Raw genomic sequence first — 16378 nt, 5'->3', positions numbered from 1 at the left:
GGCGCGGGTGATCAGCCGCGGGCGCGGTTGACGGCGCTGGTGACCGCCTTGATCGAGGCGGTGACGATGTTGGCGTCGGTGCCGACGCCCCAGACCGTCCGACCGTCGACCTCGCACTCCACGTACGCGGCGGCCTGCGCGTCCCCACCGGAGGACAGCGCGTGCTCGTGGTAGTCGAGCACCCGCACGCCCACCCCGACCGACTGCAGCGCGTTCACGTACGCGTCGATCGGGCCGTTGCCGACCGCGGCGAGCGAGTGCTGCTCGGTGCCCACGACGACCTGGGCGTCGATCTCGACCTTGCCGTCGGTGGTGCCGATCGTGTAGCCGCTCAGCCGGACCGCCGGGTCGGGCTGGTGGTCGAGCAGGTAGTGCGTCGCGAAGATCTCCCACATGGCGCCCGGGTCGACCTCGCCGCCGTCGTGGTCGGTGACGTGCTGCACCACCCCGGAGAACTCGATCTGGAGCCGGCGCGGCAGGTCCAGTTGGTGCTCGCTCTTCATGATGTACGCGATGCCGCCCTTGCCGGACTGCGAGTTGACCCGGATGACCGCCTCGTAGGTGCGGCCCAGGTCCTTCGGGTCGATCGGCAGGTACGGCACGGCCCACGGGTGCTCGTCCATCGGCACACCGGCGGCCTCGGCGTCGGCGGCGAGGGCGTCGAACCCCTTCTTGATGGCGTCCTGGTGGGAGCCGGAGAAGGCGGTGTAGACCAGGTCGCCCGCGTACGGGTGGCGCTCGTGCACCGGCAGTTGGTTGCAGTATTCGACAGCTCGCCGGATCTCGTCGATGTTCGAGAAGTCGATCATCGGGTCGATGCCCTGGGAGAACAGGTTGAGGCCCAGCGTCACCAGGTCGACGTTGCCGGTGCGCTCGCCGTTGCCGAACAGGCAGCCCTCGATGCGGTCCGCACCGGCGAGCAGGCCCAGCTCGGCGGCGGCCACCCCGGTGCCCCGGTCGTTGTGCGGGTGCAGGCTCAGCACCACGCTGTCCCGGCGCGGCAGGTGCCGGTGCATCCACTCGATCGAGTCGGCGTACACGTTCGGTGTGGCCATCTCGACGGTGGCCGGCAGGTTGATGATCAGCGGCCGGTCGGGGGTCGGGTCGATCACGTCGATCACCCGGGAGCAGACCTCCAGCGCGTACTCCAGCTCGGTGCCCGTGTACGACTCCGGCGAGTACTCGTAGAAGATCTCCGTGTCCGGGGTGTGGATCTCCGCGTACTTCTGGCAGAGTCGCGCCCCGCTCGTGGCGATGTCGGCGATGCCGTCGCGGTCCAGCCCGAAGACCACCCGCCGCTGCAGGGTGGACGTCGAGTTGTAGAAGTGCACGATGGCCCGCTTCGCGCCGCGCAGCGACTCGAACGTCCGCTCGATCAGGTGCTCCCGGCACTGCGTGAGCACCTGGATGGTCACGTCGTCCGGGATCATGTCCTGCTCGATGAGCTGCCGGACGAAGTCGAAGTCGGTCTGGCTGGCCGACGGGAAGCCGACCTCGATCTCCTTGTAGCCCATCTGGACGAGCAGCTGGAACATCCGGCGCTTGCGCTCGGGCGACATCGGGTCGATCAGGGCCTGGTTGCCGTCGCGCAGATCCACCGCGCACCAGCGGGGAGCGGCGTCGACGGTGCGGGTGGGCCAGGTGCGGTCCGGCAGCTCCACCCGGAACTGCTCCCCGTAGGGCTGGTAGCGGTGGTACGGCATCCGGCTCGGGCGTTGCCGGGCGATCGGATCGGTCTCGGCGTCGGTGACAGGTTGAGCCATCTCGGAGTGCTCCCTGGAACATGTGGCGTCAGCAGATCGGAAGGTGTCGGCGCGCTGCCGGGCGACGATGCGCGGCGGCGCCGAGAAGAAAATCGGATGTGCTGGACGGCGCGATGCGACTCCGCGACGAGGTGCCGGCCGGTCAGGCCTCGTCGCGGCGGCTAAGGAGGAGAAGCGCCCGCCACATGACCAAATCACCCTACGTGATGGAACGGAGGGTGGAAAGGCTGGTCCGGACTATGGGACTGGTGTCCTGGTCGGCTCCGGGGCCTCGGCACCCAGCCGCGGCGTCCGTTCGGCCCAGGTCACCACGGGTACGACAGCCACTCCGATCAGCACGAAGATCGCTGCTGTCGGTAACCAACCCCACCCGCCGGTGCTCACTCCGAGCGCGGTCAACGCGGCCGGAGCGACCAGGTACTGCAGCTGCTTGCCGAGCCGGAACGCCCCCACGTAAGCGCCGCGCTGGGCGGCCGGCGGCAGGGTGGCGGTGAGCCCCCAGGAGCCCGCCGACTCGATCAACTCGGCCAGGATCAGCAACGTCGCGGCGGCCACCAGCACCACCACGGTGAGCGGGCCCCGGGTGACTCCGGAGATCGGCAGGACCAGACAGAACAGGGCGATCAGCAGGGCGCCCCGGCGGGAGGCCCGGGCCGCGCCCGGCGCGGTGTCGGCGCCCCGGCTGACGCGTACCTGGAGCAGCACGATCAGGACCGTGTTGAGCAGCACCAGTCCGGCGATCACCGTCTTCGGGGCGTCGGTGTGGCTGAGGATCCACAGCGGCAGCACCGTCAGGTAGAGCGTCTGGTGCGCGGTGAGCAGCCCGGACAGCAGGGTCACCGCCAGGAACGGGCGGTCGCGCAGCACGGCGAGCCGACTCATCGGCTCCGTCGGCCGGGTCACCTGCGGCAGCCGGGGCAGTCGCCGCACGAAGAGCGCCGTCACCAGGAAGACCGCCGAGATGAACCAGACCATTCCCCGGTACGCCTCGATCGTGTCCACCGCCAGCACCAGGCCACTGATCACCGCGCCCAGCCCGAATCCGACGTTCAGTGACGAACGCTGGTACGCCATCGCCGTCACCCGTTCGGCCGGGGGCAACGCGTTGATCGAGTAGACCTGCCGGGCCACGCCGGTCGCGGCGTCCACGGCGGCCAACGCCACCACCACGGCGAGGAAGCTGGCGAAGCCGCCCACGAGCGGGTAGCTCGCGAACAGCGCCGCGTCCAGCACCATCCCGACCACCCAGACGCGCTGCGGTCCGTACCGGTCGGTGAGACCGCCCAGCGGCACGGTCCCCAGCAGCGACACCCCCGCCGCGATGGACAGCCCCAGCCCGACCTGCGCGGCGCTGAGCCCGAGCGCCCGGGTGAAGAAGACGGCGCTGCCGGCGTGGAACAGGCCACTACCGACGGCGCTGATCATCGCCTGTACGGCCAGGGCACGGGTCAGCCCGGCCGGCGGTACGACGTTTCGGACGGCGGCGCGGATGGTGTCTCTGGTCCCCATGGCGGTGAGTGAACCGGGCCCCCACGAGGTCGGTCGATTCTTTTAGGCTGAACCGAATCCTGCTCCGGGGGTGCGCGTGTCCGAGTTGCGGTTCTGCCTGGCCGACGTGGCAGGAGTGCGGCTCGCCGTGTCGCCGGCCAACGAGACGGTCATGAGCATGTGGGCGCTCGCCGACCCGGTCCGCTACGCGGTGCACCTGCCCTGGATCGACCGGGCCCGGGCGACGCTGCGTCGACCCGAGGTGGCCACCCGGGTCCGACCGCTCGTGGAGCTGACCCTGCCTCGTCGGTGGTTGCCCGACTTCCTCACCCCGGCGGCCCGGCCGAACGCGCAGATGGCCGAGCAGCTCGACCAGATCGCCGCGACGCCGCCGGCAGTGGTGGTCCAGGACCTGCTGGCGACCACTCCGCGTCGGCCGCTGGGTCCGTTCGGGCGGGCGCTGCTCACCGACCCCGTCGGGTTGCTGCCGCAACTCGTCGACGCGGTGCGGGTCTGGCACGACGAGGCGATCGTCCCGGACTGGCCCCGGATGCGCGCGCTGCTCGACGCGGACGTGGCGTACCGGGCCGCGCAACTCGCCGAGGGCGGTGCCGGCCGGCTGTTCGAGCAGCTCCACCCGAGCCTGCGCTGGCTCGGTGACCGGGTGGTCAGCGACGACCCGTTCGAACGGGACTTCGATCTCCGTGGTCGCGGGTTGGCGCTGAATCCGGGCGTGTTCACCGACCGGCGGGTCCTGTGGAACCTGCTGGAAGACTCGCTGCCGGCCGGCGTCTATCCGGTTCGGGCGGTCGGGACGCTCTGGGAGGCGGCCGGGCCGCCGCCCGGCGACCCGCTGGCCCGGGTGATCGGCCCCGGCCGGGCCGCGCTGCTGCACCTGCTCGACACGGCGACGACCACCACCGACCTCGCCCGCCTCGCCGCGATGTCCGCCGGAAACGTCTCCCAGCACCTGGCCGCCCTGCACGCCGCGGGCCTGGTCACCCGGTCTCGACAGGGCCGACACGTCCTCTACCGCAACACCGACGCCGCGCGGGTCCTGCTGCGGGCCAGCGGCGGGTGAGTCGGCTGTCGGTCAGCGCAGCAGCAGATCGGCGACCGGGCGGCGGTGTCGCAGGCCGGTCTCCCTGGCGCGCAGATCGGCCGGCAGGGCGAACGGGTCGCCGAGGCGGCCGACGGCGGCGACCACCAGCGGGCGCACGCCCCCGGGCAGGTCGAGTTCGGTGCCGAGGCCGGTCTGGTCGAAGCGGGTCAGTTGTCGCACGTGCAGGCCGAGCGCGGTGGCCTGGAGGGTCAGGTGGGCCATCGCCTGACCGAGGTCGTACGCGGCCCGTTCGGCGTCGCCGCCGGTGTGCGCGCCGACCACCAGGGTCGCGGCGTGTCGGGCCCACCCCTGGTCGTCGGCCGGAAGATTGATCAGGATCCGCTTCCAGGTGTCGTCGTCCCGGTGGCCGAGGGCGAACCGCCAGGGCTGTTCGTTGTCCGTCGACGGCGCCCAGCGCGCGGCCTCCAGCAGCGAGGCTGCCTCGTCCGGGGTCAACTCGGCGTTCGGGTCGAAGGCGCGGGGGCTCCAGCGGAAGGCGAGCAGCGGAGTGAGATCGGCCATGGGTGAAGTGTTCCCGATGGGCGATTCGCCCCCTTGCTCGCGTTGGTCAAATGTGGGCAAGACCACCCGTAACGGGATGAAGATCAGGGCGTTCCCGCGCTGGGACTGCCCGACGGGTCGGGGCTCGGGGGCGCCGCGATGTCGAGCGGATCCCGGTCGACGACCACCGGCCCCGCCAACTGCACGGTGGCCGGTGCCGCACCCGGCGGTGCGGCAAGTCTCAGCGTCCCGGCCTCGGTCCGTACACCGGTCGGTGTGCCGTCCCGGTCGTAGCAGTAGATGCCCACGTCCAGCGGGGCGTTGAGCGACGCCGAGGTGGAGTCCACCGAGTAGCAGGTGCCGGTGAGGCCCTCGGGTGGGTTGGCGGACGCCACAGCCAGTGGTGAGCGGCGGTCGGTGAGCACGTCCAGCCAGTCGGTGAGCAGGTGCTGGACCCGGGGGTCCGCCCGGCGCGGGATCGCGTCGTCGCGCTCACCGAGGCGTACGCAGCTCGCCGGCTCCGGTCGGCCGGCCGAGGGCAGGGCGCACTGGAACAGCCCGTCGCTCGTGGCGGCCATCGAGATGTCGGCGGTGCCACCCAACGCGCCGCCCGGCACGTCGACCCGCCAACTGCCGTCGTTCGCGCTGGTGAACGCGATGGTGCGGTCCGGCTTGCCCGTCTCGGCGTACACGTACTGCGCCACCAGGTGGCGATCCTGGGCGGCTGCGGCAAGCGTGGCCAGCTCGTCGCGCGCGGCGTCCACCGCGACCGGCCCCGGATCGGCGGGCGGCGGGGTCGGCGGCTGCGCGTCGGTGCAGGCGAGCAGCAGAGCGGGCAGGGCGAACACGAGCGGCCCGAGCACGCGGCCGGCCGAGCGGGTGAGGACGGGCACCGGCCCATTCTGGTGGGTGCGGGCCGTCGGGTGCGACCTGCGCGTACCGGTTCGTGTCGGCGTGTCGGACGTGGCCGTTTCGGCGTACCGCCGGAGCTGGTGGGACCGGCCCGGCCGGCCTCGCACGGGCCGGATGGTGGGATCACCTGACCCGGGGTCGTTACCCGCCGGTTACCCTCAAGGGGTCTGACACGCGCCGCCGGCCCCGGTTCCGGCGGCGTCGGCACGCTCAGGGTCGCTGGGAGGGAGTGCACAGTCGTGGCACTCGTGGTGCAGAAGTACGGCGGGTCCTCCGTCGCCAACGCCGAGCGGATCAAGCGGGTGGCCGAGCGCATCGTCGACGCCCGCAAGGCCGGCGACGACGTGGTGGTGGTGGTCTCCGCGATGGGGGACACCACCGACGAGCTGCTGGACCTGGCCAACCAGGTCAGCCCGCTGCCGCCGGGCCGCGAGCTGGACATGCTGCTCACCGCCGGGGAGCGGATCTCCATGGCGTTGCTCGCCATGGCCATCCACAACCTGGGGTACGAAGCCCGCTCGTTCACCGGCTCGCAGGCCGGCGTGATCACCACCTCGGTGCACGGCCGCGCCCGGATCATCGACGTCACCCCCGGGCGGCTCAAGGGCGCGCTCGACGAGGGGTCGGTGGTCATCGTGGCCGGCTTCCAGGGTGTCTCGCAGGACACCAAGGACGTCACCACGCTGGGCCGGGGCGGCTCGGACACCACCGCCGTGGCGCTCGCCGCAGCCCTGCACGCCGACGTGTGCGAGATCTACACCGACGTGGACGGCATCTTCACCGCCGACCCACGGATCGTGCCCAACGCCCGACACATCCGGCAGATCACCTACGAGGAGACGCTGGAGCTGGCCGCGTGCGGCGCGAAGGTGCTGCACCTGCGTAGCGTGGAGTATGCCCGGCGGGCGGGGTTGCCGATCCACGTTCGTTCGTCATACTCGACCAACACCGGCACGATGGTCACCGGATCGATGGAGGACCCTTCCGTGGAGCAGGCACTGATCACCGGGGTCGCACACGACCGCAGCGAGGCCAAGATCACGATCGTCGGGGTGCCCGACGAGCCGGGTGCCGCCGCGCGGATCTTCGACACCGTCGCCGGTGCCGAGATCAACATCGACATGATCGTGCAGAACGTCTCCACCGAGGGCACCGGCCGGACGGACATCTCGTTCACCCTGCCCAAGGCCGACGGTCCGACCGCGATGGCCGCGCTCAGCAAGATCCAGGAGCCGGTCAAGTTCAAGGGCCTGCTCTACGACGACCACGTCGGCAAGGTCTCCCTGATCGGCGCCGGCATGCGCTCGCACCCCGGTGTGGCCGCCGGCTTCTTCGCCGCGCTCGGCGCGGCCGGGGTCAACATCGAGATGATCTCGACCTCCGAGATCCGGGTCTCCGTGGTCTGCCGCGACACCGACCTCGACGCCGCCGTCCGCGCCATCCACGACGCGTTCGAGCTGGGCGGCGATACCGAAGCCGTGGTCTACGCGGGGACAGGTAGGTAGCGCCGATGACGGCGCTGCCCACCCTCGCCGTGGTCGGAGCGACAGGTGCCGTCGGCACCGTGATGTGTGAGCTGCTCTCCGGGCGCCGCAACGTCTGGGGTGAGATCCGGCTCCTCGCCTCCGAACGCTCGGTCGGCAAGCGGGTGCGCTGCCGAGGTGAGGACGTCGTCGTCCAGGCGCTGACCCCGGAGGCGTTCGACGGGGTCGACGTGGCGATGTTCGACGTGCCCGACGAGGTCTCCGCCGAGTGGGCGCCGATCGCCGTCGCCCGCGGCGCGATCGCCGTCGACAACTCCGGCGCGTTCCGGATGGACCGGGACGTCCCGCTCGTCGTTCCGGAGATCAACCCCGAGCAGGTCCGCGAGCGGCCCCGGGGCATCATCGCGAACGCCAACTGCACCACCCTCGCGATGATCGTCGCGGTGGCGCCCCTGCACCGCGAGTACGGCCTGCGGGAGCTGGTGCTCGCCTCCTACCAGGCGGTCTCCGGTGCCGGCCAGGCCGGCGTGGACATCCTGCACGACCAGCTCACCAAGGTCGCCGGGGACCGCGCGCTCGGCTCGCGCACCGGCGACGTCCGCCAGGCGGTCGGCGACGACCTCGGCCCGTTCCCGGCTCCACTGGCGCTCAACGTGGTGCCCTGGGCCGGCTCGGCGGCCGACGACGGCTGGTCGTCGGAGGAGATGAAGATCCGCAACGAGTCGCGGAAGATCCTCGGTCTGCCCGACCTCAAGGTGTCCGCCACCTGCGTCCGGGTGCCGGTGGTCACCGGCCACTCGGTGGCCGTGCACGCCGTCTTCGGCACCGAGGTGGACGCCGAGGGCGCCCGCGAGGCACTGCGCAACGCGCCAGGGGTGATCCTGGTCGACGATCCCGCCGCCGGGGAGTTCCCGATGCCGATCGACGCGGTCGGCACCGACCCGTCCTGGGTCGGCCGGATCCGCCGAGCCCTGGACGACCCCCGCGCCCTCGACTTCTTCGTCACCGGCGACAACCTCCGCAAGGGCGCAGCCCTCAACACAGCCCAAATAGCCGAACTCCTAGCCAAAGAGCTAAGAACCCCCTAACCCCACCGTGCCCCGCCCCGCCCCACCGTGCCCCGCCCCGGCCGTGCTCGCGTGCGCCCCGCGCCCCGCCATCGCGGTCGATCATGGAGTTGTGGTGGGTGAATTATCCAGCTCTAGGCCCTTTGCGGGGCACCACAACTCCTTGATCGACACCGACGGCGACGCCGACGGGGGCGGGGGCGGGGGCGGGGGTTGTGGGGTGGGTTAGGCGGCGGAGAGGAGGACTCCGTCTCGGCCCTGGCGTTTTACCGCGTACAGGGCCTGGTCGGCTCTCTTCAGGGTGCGGTCGGGGGTTTCGCCGGGGTGGGGCAGTGCGACGCCCACGCTGATCGTGCGGCCGATGCGTCGGGCCGCCTCGGTCAGCCGTTCGGCGATCCGCACCGCCTCCTCGGGGCGGCTCACCTCGATCACCGCGACGAACTCGTCACCGCCGATCCGGTACAGCTCGTCGCCGTGCCGGAGCGCCTCCTCCAGAGCGCGGGCCAACCCGACAAGCACCCGGTCGCCGGCCTGGTGGCCGTACGTGTCGTTGACGATCTTGAAGCCGTCCACGTCGATCGCCAACAGCGCCGTACGCCCCGGGGTCGCCGCCGCGATCCGCTGCCCGAACGGGCCGGTGTGCCGCAACCCGGTCAGCGGGTCGGAGCTGGCCTGCTCCCGTAGTCGGGCCAGCGTGCGGAGCCGGTCGAGGTTGGTCCAGGCCTGCCCGGCGAGCAGTTCCATCAGGCTGACCGTGGTCGGGTCCGGGCGCAGGGCGCGTTCGTCGGCGACCAACAGCACCCCGCCGGCCTCCGGAGGCCCGACCGGTACGGCGACAAGCGTCTGCACCCCCGCCCGGGTCAGCGGCCGGTAGTCCTCGGTCGGGGGGTGCCCCGCCTCGCCCAGCGTGTATCCGGCGCCGTACCGGTGTGCCCGGTCGACCATCCGGTCCAGGGCGGCCGGGCCGGCCTCGGTCAGCTCGGCGCGGATCCGGGTCTCCAGGTCGTTCGACGTCACCGGGGATGGGCTGAGCTGGCCGGCGAGCAGGAGCACCGCGGTGGAGAGGGTGGAGACCTCCCGGGCGGCGCTTGCCGCCGCGCCCATCAGCTCTGCCTCGGTGAGCGCGGTGGCGAGTGCGGCGGTGTGCCGGAGCAGCTTCTCGCTGCGGCTCTCCTCGGGTGGGCCGCCGAGGGCGGCGATCCGCGCGCCGAGCCGGTCGGCCAGCCGCTGCGTCGTCCCGCGCCACAGCTCCAGGTCGGCTGGCTCACTCCACTGCAGGTCGAGCACGCCGATCGCCCGGCCCGTCGGGTCCAGCACCGGTACGCACAGTTCGGTGGTCACGTCCGGGCGTACCGGAAGGTAGTCCGGGTCGACTGTCACGTCCTCAACGACGGCGGGGCTGCCGGTGGCGTACACCCGCCCGACGATGCCGCTTCGTGCCGGCACGGTCGCGAAGACCTGCCACGCCCCGGTCGCCGCGACGCACCGCAGGCGGTCGTGGACCGCGAGTAGCACGGAGATGGTCGCGGGGGTGTGGCGGGACAGCGCGGTGACCGTCCACCGACAGGCTTCCGCCACGCTCGACGCCATCGGGAGGTGGACGGTGACGTCACGGATGACTCGCTGATGATCCACTCGCACGTCGTTCCAGGTAGGGGAGGGGCCCGGCCGGCGCCGAGCCGCGCGATCAAGCGTACTCACGGTGGCGGGAACGGCCGTCTTCGTACACACGTGCTATCCACAGGCTGTGGACACAGCCTGTGGGCGGTGTCATCGGGCGTTACAGTTGACGATCGCGCTTGCGCATGCCAATAATAGTTGGCATGAGCCAAGGTGAGCTATGGGTGAGCTGAGCGGTGATCGGCTGGTCGAGGTCCTCGCCGCGCTGGCCAGCCCACACCGACTGCGGGTGCTCGCCGCGCTGACCGGCGGCCGTGTCTACGTCTCACAGCTCGCCCGTGACCTGGGCATCAGCCGCGCACTGCTGCAGGTGCACCTGAAAAAGCTGGAGAAGGCCGGGCTGGTCACCGCGCATCTGGAGTTGTCCGAAGACGGCAAGGCACTCAAGTACTACGAGACGACGCCGTTCTCGTTGCACCTCACGCCCGACGTGGTGGCGGCCGCCGCCACGACCCTGAGCACCGCCGGAGACGGCGATGCCGTACCGAATGGAAACAGTTAGATGGACGTCACCGCCTCGGTCTTCCTCGTCGTCGTCGCCGCCCTGATCATCTCGGGTGTCTGGTACGCGGGCGTCCGCACGCGAACCGCGCTGGCGGGCGAGCTCCAGCGGCAGTACGCCGAGCAGGCCGCCGAGACACAGCGCCTGCTCGCCGACGTGAGCGCGCAGTTGGCCGACCTCAACCGGCGCACCGCGGACATGCAACGCATCCTCAAGGACGCCGAATGACCACCCTCAGCCTCAGCCCGCCGGTCACGCTGCTCAACGTCCCCAACGCCATCACCGCCGTACGCACGGCCGGTGCCGTCGGGCTCGCCGTGGCGGCGCTGAGCCAACGCAGCGCGCACCTGCTGATCGCCGCCTACCTGGTCTACTGGATCGGCGACATCCTCGACGGTGTCGCCGCGCGGGCGCTGGGCCAGGAGACGCGTACCGGGGCGGTCTTCGACATCGTCGCGGACCGTGCCTGCACGTCGGCCTGTGCCGCCGCGTTGATCGTGCTGCGGCCCGCCACAGCCCTGCCGATCGCGGTGTTCCTGGTCCAGTTCATGGTCATCGACCAGTTGCTGAGCCTGATGTTCCTGCGGTGGCCACTGCTCAGCCCGAACTACTTCGCCAGCGTCGACCACCGCATCTACCTGTGGAACTGGTCTCCCCCGGCGAAGGCGCTGAACACCGCCGCGGTGGTGTTGCTGGCGATCTTCGCGCCGATGGCCGTGGCCGTCACCTTCGCCGTCGGGGTCGCCGCGGTGAAGGTCGTCTCGTTGATCTGCGCCGCCCGGCTGCCGGCGGGCCTCCCGCACACCCGGCCATGATCGCCGTCCTGGTGGCTGCGGCCGTCGGGCTGCTGTCGGCCTTCCTGCCGTTCACCCCGGCCGAGCCGTACCTGATCGCGGCCGTGACGACGACGAGCACGCCACCCGTGGCGCTCGGCGTGGCCGCCGCTGCCGGTCAGACCGTCGGCAAGGTCCTGATCTTCCTCGGTGCGCGTGGCGCGATCCGTTCGACGTGGCTGCGACAGCGGCTCAGCAGACGCCCGGCCACCGCGCCGCGGCATCCGGGCCGACTGGGCACGGTGCTGGCGCGTCCGAAGGCAGCCGGAGCGCGACTCGTCGAGGTGCTGGAACGCCCCCGCCAGTCCAACGGCATGCTCCTGGTCAGCGCCGTCACCGGCTTTCCACCGCTGCTGGCCGCCAGCGTCTACCTGGGACGCACACCCATGCGCCCGGCCGCCTTCGCCCTGACGTGCCTGCTGGGCCGGGCGATCCGCTTCGTCACGGTCGCGCTGGCCCCGCAGCTCGCCGGCTACTGAAACGGTGCCGGGCCCGATCTGGTCACACCCCGCGACTGCGCGCCCGACGATAGCGTGAAGCCCTCGACACCGAGGAGGCGAGCCGCCCATGCTCATCGCTCAGCTCAGTGATCCGCACCTGACCACCGGTCTGCTCGCCGCCGCGCCGGCCGCCGGGCTACACCGTGCACTCGGTCGGGTGCTGGCGGTGCGGCCCCGCCCCGACTGCGTGGTGATCACCGGTGACCTGGTCGATCACGGCCGGCCGGACGAGTACGAGGCGCTGCGCGAGCTGATCGGCCGGTTCCCACTGCCGGTGTACCTGGCCCCCGGCAACCACGACGACCGCGAGGCACTGCTCGACGCCTTCGGGGGCACACCGTGGCTCGGCGGCGGCTTCTCCGCCTACTACCACGTCGACCACGAGGCGGCGACTGTCGTGGTGCTCGACTCGCTCGTCGCCGGCAGCGACGGCGGCCAACTCGGCGAGGAACAACTCGGCTGGCTCGACGGGGTGCTGGCCGGGCGACCCGAGGTGCCCGCCGTACTCTGCCTGCACCACCCGCCCATCGCGGTCGGCATACCCGTGGCCGACACCATCCGGCTCGCCGACGGTGACGCGCTCGCCGAGGTGATCGGGCGACACCCGCACGTCGTCCGGGTAGCCGCCGGCCACCTGCACCGCCCGGTGACCACGGGGTACGCGGGCACGGTGCTCACCGTGGCACCCAGCACGTGGAGACAGGCCACGCTCACCATGAACCCCGACGACCAGATCGGTTGGGTCGAGGAGCCAACCGCCTTCCTGCTGCACCTGGTCGAGGCGGGCGGCTGCGTGACACACACCGTGCAGGTGAGCCACTCGGCCGGTCAGACCTGCACGTCCTGAGGGTGCCCGTCGTGCTCTGGTACGTCGCGTACGGCTCGAACATGCAGGCCGCCCGCCTGGCGTGGTACATCGGTGGCGGCTGCCCGCCGGGCGGGAGGCGGACGTACCCGGGCTGCCGCGACCGGCGCCCCCCGAGCCGGTCGGTCCCGGTGTCGCTGCCCGGCGGGATCTACTTCGCCGGCGAGTCCCGTGCCTGGACCGGAGGCATGGCCTTCTACGATCCGCACCTGCCAGGCCAGGCCGCGGCCCGCGCCTACCTGGTCACCAGGGAGCAGTTCGCCGACATCGCCGCCCAGGAGATGTACCGTCCGGCGGGTGCCGCCGACCTGGCCCCCGCCCTGGTCCCCGCGACCGACGCCGCGATCGAGGCGGCCGTCGCCAACGGGCGGGCGACACTCGGCCCCGGGCGGTACGAGACGTTGGTCTGCCCCGGCAGCCACGGCTGCGTTCCCCTGCTCACCTTCACCGCGCCCGAGGGGGCGTCGGCCGTGCGGTGCCGGCCACCCGCGCCCATCTACCTCGGGATGATCGCCCGCGGTCTGCGTGAGGCACACGACTGGCCGGCCGAGCGGATCACCAGCTATCTGGCCGCCCGGCCCGGCGTGGCCGACGCCTGGCCGCCCGACGCCGTCGCCGCCCTGGTCACCGAGGCGCTGGCCGCCGGCTGACCCGCTGGCCGCCGGCTGACCCGCTGGCCGCCGGCTGACCCGCTGGGTCGGTTGGTCCGCTGTGCCGGCTGGCCCGCCGGGTCGGTCGGGTCGCTGGGTCGGTGGCCGTCAACCGAGCAGGAACTCGCGCAGCGCGGGAGCCAGCGTCGCCGGCGGCACGTCGTGGTAACCACCGTCGAGGCTGATGGACCGGCCACCCGGGACCGCCTCGGCCGCCGCCCCACTCGCGTCCCGCAGCCACTGTGGACTGCCGGTGCTGTGCACGGCGAGCGTCGGCACGGTGATGGCCGCCAGCCGGTCGGCCGGCAGTCGCCCCCCGGCGGTGACGATCGAGTCGTACACCAGGGTGTGCGCGATTGCGGTAAGCCCGCCCCACATCTGTTGCGACCGCATCCTGGTGATCTCCTCCGCCGGCAGCCCCACCGAGTCGCTGAGGAAGAGTTGCACCGCGCCGTCCCTGTCGTCGGCGGCGATCAGCTCGATGAGGCGCGCGGTGAGATCCCTCCAGACGCCCACGTGCGGACCGACCTGGAACGGTGGCTCGAACAGGGCCAACCTGGTCACCGGAAGGCCCTGCGCGGTGGCGAGGGCGGACAGGACCGCACCGGAGGAGATCCCGTAGACGGCGGCGGAACCACCGGCCGCCGCGATCAGGGCCGCCAAATCGTCGATCTCGCGACCGATCTCGTAGGGCGCGGTGTCGCCGCTGAAGCCCCGGCCCCGGCGGTCATAGCCGAAAGCGGTGAAATCCGGTGCCAACGCCGCGGCCAGCTCACGAGTCGCACCACGATCGCTGAACGCGCCGCCGACCAGGACGATCGCGGGCCCGGCACCGGACCGCTCGAACGCGATGGGCGTGCCGTCCGCCGATCGCACCTGCTCCACCGTCGGTGTCGTCTCACTCACGATGCTGCCTCCGTCCGCGCTCACCGTCCCGTCCTTTCTAGACCCTGGGTACGACGATGTCTGCCAGACCGCGGTAAACACCTGTCGCAGGCGTACCCGCAGCTCCGGGTCGACCCGGCGGCGTCCGGATGAGAGGCTTTCGGGGCAGGCGGCCATCACCTAACCGCCGCCAACCGCGACCCTTACGACGGTGTCGCGCGGCGGCCCGGTCGACCCAGAGACCGGGCCCCACGTGCGCCGATTCTCACAAGGAGATCCATGTCCATAACCGGGATGCGACGGGCCGCCATTGGCCTGACCGCGCTCGCGGTGGCCGCGTTCGGCGCGGTCGCCACCAGCCCTGAGCAGGCCGACGCGCGGCCGAAGCCGGTCGACGTCACCCTGCTGGCCCTCAACGACTTCCACGGCAACCTCGAACCACCGAGCGGGTCCAGCGGCACCATCGCCGGGCAGCCCGCGGGCGGCGTCGAATACCTGGCGACCCACCTGGCCGAGCTGCGCGCCGCCGCCAAGAAGAAGAACACGATCACCGTCGCCGCCGGCGACCTGATCGGCGCGTCCCCGCTGCTCTCCGCCGCGTTCCACGACGAGCCGACAATCGAGGCGCTGAGCATGGCCGGGCTGGACTACGCCAGCGTCGGCAACCACGAGTTCGACGAGGGCGCCGCCGAGCTGCTGCGGATCCAGAACGGCGGCTGCCACCCGGTGGACGGCTGCGCCGACGGCACCCCCTACCGGGGCGCCGGCTTCAAGTACCTGTCCGCGAACGCCTTCAAGACCGCCACCGGCAAGCCGCTGCTGGCACCGTACGCGATCCACAGGGTGCAGGGCGTCAAGGTCGGCTTCATCGGGATGACCCTGGAGGGCACCCCGCAGATCGTGAGCCAGGAGGGCGTCGCCGGCCTCACCTTCGCCGACGAGGCGGACACCGCCAACCGGTACGCTCGTGAGCTGCGCCGCAAGGGCGTACAGGCGATCGTCGTGCTGCTGCACGAGGGCGGCACCCAGGCGGCGACCGGCGGCATCAACGACTGCGTCGGCATGACCGGGCCCATCGTGGACATCACCAACCGGATGGACCCGTCGATCGACGTGGTGGTCAGCGGGCACACCCACCAGGCGTACAACTGCGACATCAACGGCAAGCTGGTCACCAGCGCCAGCTCGTTCGGTCGCCTTGTCACCGACATCGACCTCAAGATCGACCGCCGGTCCGGTGACGTCGTCTCCGCCGCCGCGAACAACGTCGTGGTCACCCGCGACGTGGCCAAGGACCCGAAGCAGACCGCACTGATCAACCACTACAAGACGGTGCTCGGCCCGGTCGCCGGCCGCGAGGTCGGCGTGACCAGCGAGGCGATCACCCGGAGCCAGGAAACCCTCTTCGGTACGAGTCTGGGCGAATCGCCGCTGGGCAACCTCATCGCCGATGCGCAGCTCGCCGCCACCGACGACGAGCAGGGCGCCGTCGCCGCCCTCATGAACCCGGGCGGGGTCCGGGCCGACCTCGACGCCGGCCCGGTCACCTACGAGGAGGCGTTCACGGTGCAGCCGTTCGCCAACAACCTGGTGACACTGGACCTGACCGGCGCACAGCTCTACTGCGTCCTGGAACAGCAGTTCGTCACCAACCGCACGCTGTACCCGTCGTCGACCGTGGGCTATGTGGTCGACCCGAACGGCACCACCGGCACGGTGGCCGACCCGTGCGCCGGCACCCGTGTGGTCCGGGGCAGCCTCACCCTCGGCGGGACCGCCGTCGACACCGCCGCCACCTACCGGGTGACGGTGAACAACTTCCTGGCCGGCGGCGGTGACGGCTTCAGCGCCCTCACCGGCGGGACCAACCGGGTCACCGGCCAGATCGACCTGGACGCGTTCGTTGCGTACCTGACCGCCCAGTCGCCGGTCTCCGCACCGACGCTGGACCGCATCCGCACCACCGCCGAGGTCCCCGCCGCCTGACGGCCGACCTCGCGATCATCGGGCCCCGGAGCACCCGCTCCGGGGCCCGACCCGTTCCCGACTTCCCATGTCCGCGTCCGGTCAGCGGGTGCCCGTTCCCGACGCCCCTTGCTCGTGTCCGTGCCCGCATCCGTTGCCGACGTCCCCTGCGCGTGCCCGT

General features: G+C 71.7%; 16 protein-coding genes. 10 read left to right on the top strand and 6 right to left on the bottom strand.

Annotation, left to right across the window (positions count from 1 at the left end; genetic code table 11):
- Window positions 1-11 precede the first annotated feature (11 nt).
- A complete protein-coding gene (gene leuA, locus ACGFIQ_RS17450; protein WP_393244632.1) occupies window positions 12-1763 on the bottom strand; it encodes a 2-isopropylmalate synthase in 1752 nt (583 codons plus the stop codon).
- A 237-nt stretch (window positions 1764-2000) separates the two neighbouring features.
- Window positions 2001-3272, bottom strand: a complete 1272-nt coding sequence (locus ACGFIQ_RS17445; protein ID WP_393244630.1) for an MFS transporter — start codon at window positions 3270-3272, stop codon at window positions 2001-2003.
- 76 nt (window positions 3273-3348) lie between these two features.
- Between ACGFIQ_RS17445 and ACGFIQ_RS17440 the strand changes: the two genes are divergently transcribed.
- Entirely contained in the window at window positions 3349-4332 is a 984-nt protein-coding gene (locus tag ACGFIQ_RS17440; protein WP_393244628.1) for an ArsR family transcriptional regulator, read from the top strand.
- A 12-nt stretch (window positions 4333-4344) separates the two neighbouring features.
- On the opposite strand, the gene ACGFIQ_RS17435 is transcribed toward ACGFIQ_RS17440, so the two are convergent.
- Together ACGFIQ_RS17435 and ACGFIQ_RS17430 are read right to left on the bottom strand one after the other, a co-directional pair.
- A complete protein-coding gene (locus ACGFIQ_RS17435) occupies window positions 4345-4875 on the bottom strand; it encodes a nitroreductase family protein (RefSeq protein WP_393244626.1) in 531 nt (176 codons plus the stop codon).
- A gap of 83 nt (window positions 4876-4958) precedes the next feature.
- Complete coding sequence (locus tag ACGFIQ_RS17430; protein WP_393244624.1) at window positions 4959-5747, bottom strand: hypothetical protein; 789 nt, start codon at window positions 5745-5747, stop codon at window positions 4959-4961.
- A gap of 258 nt (window positions 5748-6005) precedes the next feature.
- Here ACGFIQ_RS17430 and ACGFIQ_RS17425 point away from each other — a divergent pair, with 258 nt between their 5' ends.
- The gene (locus ACGFIQ_RS17425) at window positions 6006-7271 is read left to right on the top strand and encodes an aspartate kinase (RefSeq protein WP_357075403.1); all 1266 of its coding nucleotides are present in this window, start codon (window positions 6006-6008) and stop codon (window positions 7269-7271) included.
- 5 nt (window positions 7272-7276) lie between these two features.
- The gene (locus tag ACGFIQ_RS17420) at window positions 7277-8338 is read left to right on the top strand and encodes an aspartate-semialdehyde dehydrogenase (protein WP_393244622.1); all 1062 of its coding nucleotides are present in this window, start codon (window positions 7277-7279) and stop codon (window positions 8336-8338) included.
- Between the two features lie 204 nt (window positions 8339-8542).
- Here the strand turns inward: ACGFIQ_RS17420 and ACGFIQ_RS17415 are convergent, their stop codons facing one another.
- Complete coding sequence (locus ACGFIQ_RS17415) at window positions 8543-9907, bottom strand: diguanylate cyclase (protein ID WP_393244731.1); 1365 nt, start codon at window positions 9905-9907, stop codon at window positions 8543-8545.
- A 250-nt stretch (window positions 9908-10157) separates the two neighbouring features.
- Here ACGFIQ_RS17415 and ACGFIQ_RS17410 point away from each other — a divergent pair, with 250 nt between their 5' ends.
- The 6 genes from ACGFIQ_RS17410 (at window position 10158) to ACGFIQ_RS17385 (ending at window position 13347) form a co-directional block, all read left to right on the top strand.
- Window positions 10158-10499 carry an ArsR/SmtB family transcription factor gene (locus tag ACGFIQ_RS17410; protein ID WP_393244620.1) on the top strand — a complete coding sequence of 114 codons (342 nt, stop codon included), beginning with the start codon at window positions 10158-10160 and terminating at the stop codon, window positions 10497-10499.
- A complete protein-coding gene (locus ACGFIQ_RS17405; RefSeq protein ID WP_357554554.1) occupies window positions 10500-10727 on the top strand; it encodes a hypothetical protein in 228 nt (75 codons plus the stop codon).
- Window positions 10724-11314 carry a CDP-alcohol phosphatidyltransferase family protein gene (locus tag ACGFIQ_RS17400; RefSeq protein ID WP_393244617.1) on the top strand — a complete coding sequence of 197 codons (591 nt, stop codon included), beginning with the start codon at window positions 10724-10726 and terminating at the stop codon, window positions 11312-11314. Before ACGFIQ_RS17405 ends, ACGFIQ_RS17400 begins: the two co-directional genes overlap by 4 nt.
- Window positions 11311-11811, top strand: a complete 501-nt coding sequence (locus ACGFIQ_RS17395) for a hypothetical protein (protein WP_393244615.1) — start codon at window positions 11311-11313, stop codon at window positions 11809-11811. Before ACGFIQ_RS17400 ends, ACGFIQ_RS17395 begins: the two co-directional genes overlap by 4 nt.
- Window positions 11812-11899: 88 nt before the next feature.
- The gene (locus ACGFIQ_RS17390) at window positions 11900-12679 is read left to right on the top strand and encodes a phosphodiesterase (protein ID WP_393244613.1); all 780 of its coding nucleotides are present in this window, start codon (window positions 11900-11902) and stop codon (window positions 12677-12679) included.
- An 11-nt stretch (window positions 12680-12690) separates the two neighbouring features.
- Window positions 12691-13347 (top strand): histone deacetylase, encoded by a 657-nt coding sequence (locus ACGFIQ_RS17385; RefSeq protein ID WP_393244611.1) that lies wholly within the window; start codon window positions 12691-12693, stop codon window positions 13345-13347.
- 108 nt (window positions 13348-13455) lie between these two features.
- Here the strand turns inward: ACGFIQ_RS17385 and ACGFIQ_RS17380 are convergent, their stop codons facing one another.
- Window positions 13456-14253 (bottom strand): alpha/beta fold hydrolase, encoded by a 798-nt coding sequence (locus ACGFIQ_RS17380; protein WP_393244609.1) that lies wholly within the window; start codon window positions 14251-14253, stop codon window positions 13456-13458.
- Between the two features lie 258 nt (window positions 14254-14511).
- On the opposite strand from ACGFIQ_RS17380, the gene ACGFIQ_RS17375 reads away from it, so the two are divergent.
- Window positions 14512-16218, top strand: a complete 1707-nt coding sequence (locus ACGFIQ_RS17375; RefSeq protein ID WP_393244607.1) for a bifunctional metallophosphatase/5'-nucleotidase — start codon at window positions 14512-14514, stop codon at window positions 16216-16218.
- Window positions 16219-16378: the final 160 nt, after the last annotated feature.

Origin of the sequence: Micromonospora sp. NPDC048898 (genome assembly GCF_043198035.1) — a bacterium.
Taxonomy (GTDB): domain Bacteria; phylum Actinomycetota; class Actinomycetes; order Mycobacteriales; family Micromonosporaceae; genus Micromonospora.
The sequence above is the reverse complement of the archived record's forward strand: the minus strand, read 5'-3'. Positions and strand labels throughout refer to the sequence as shown.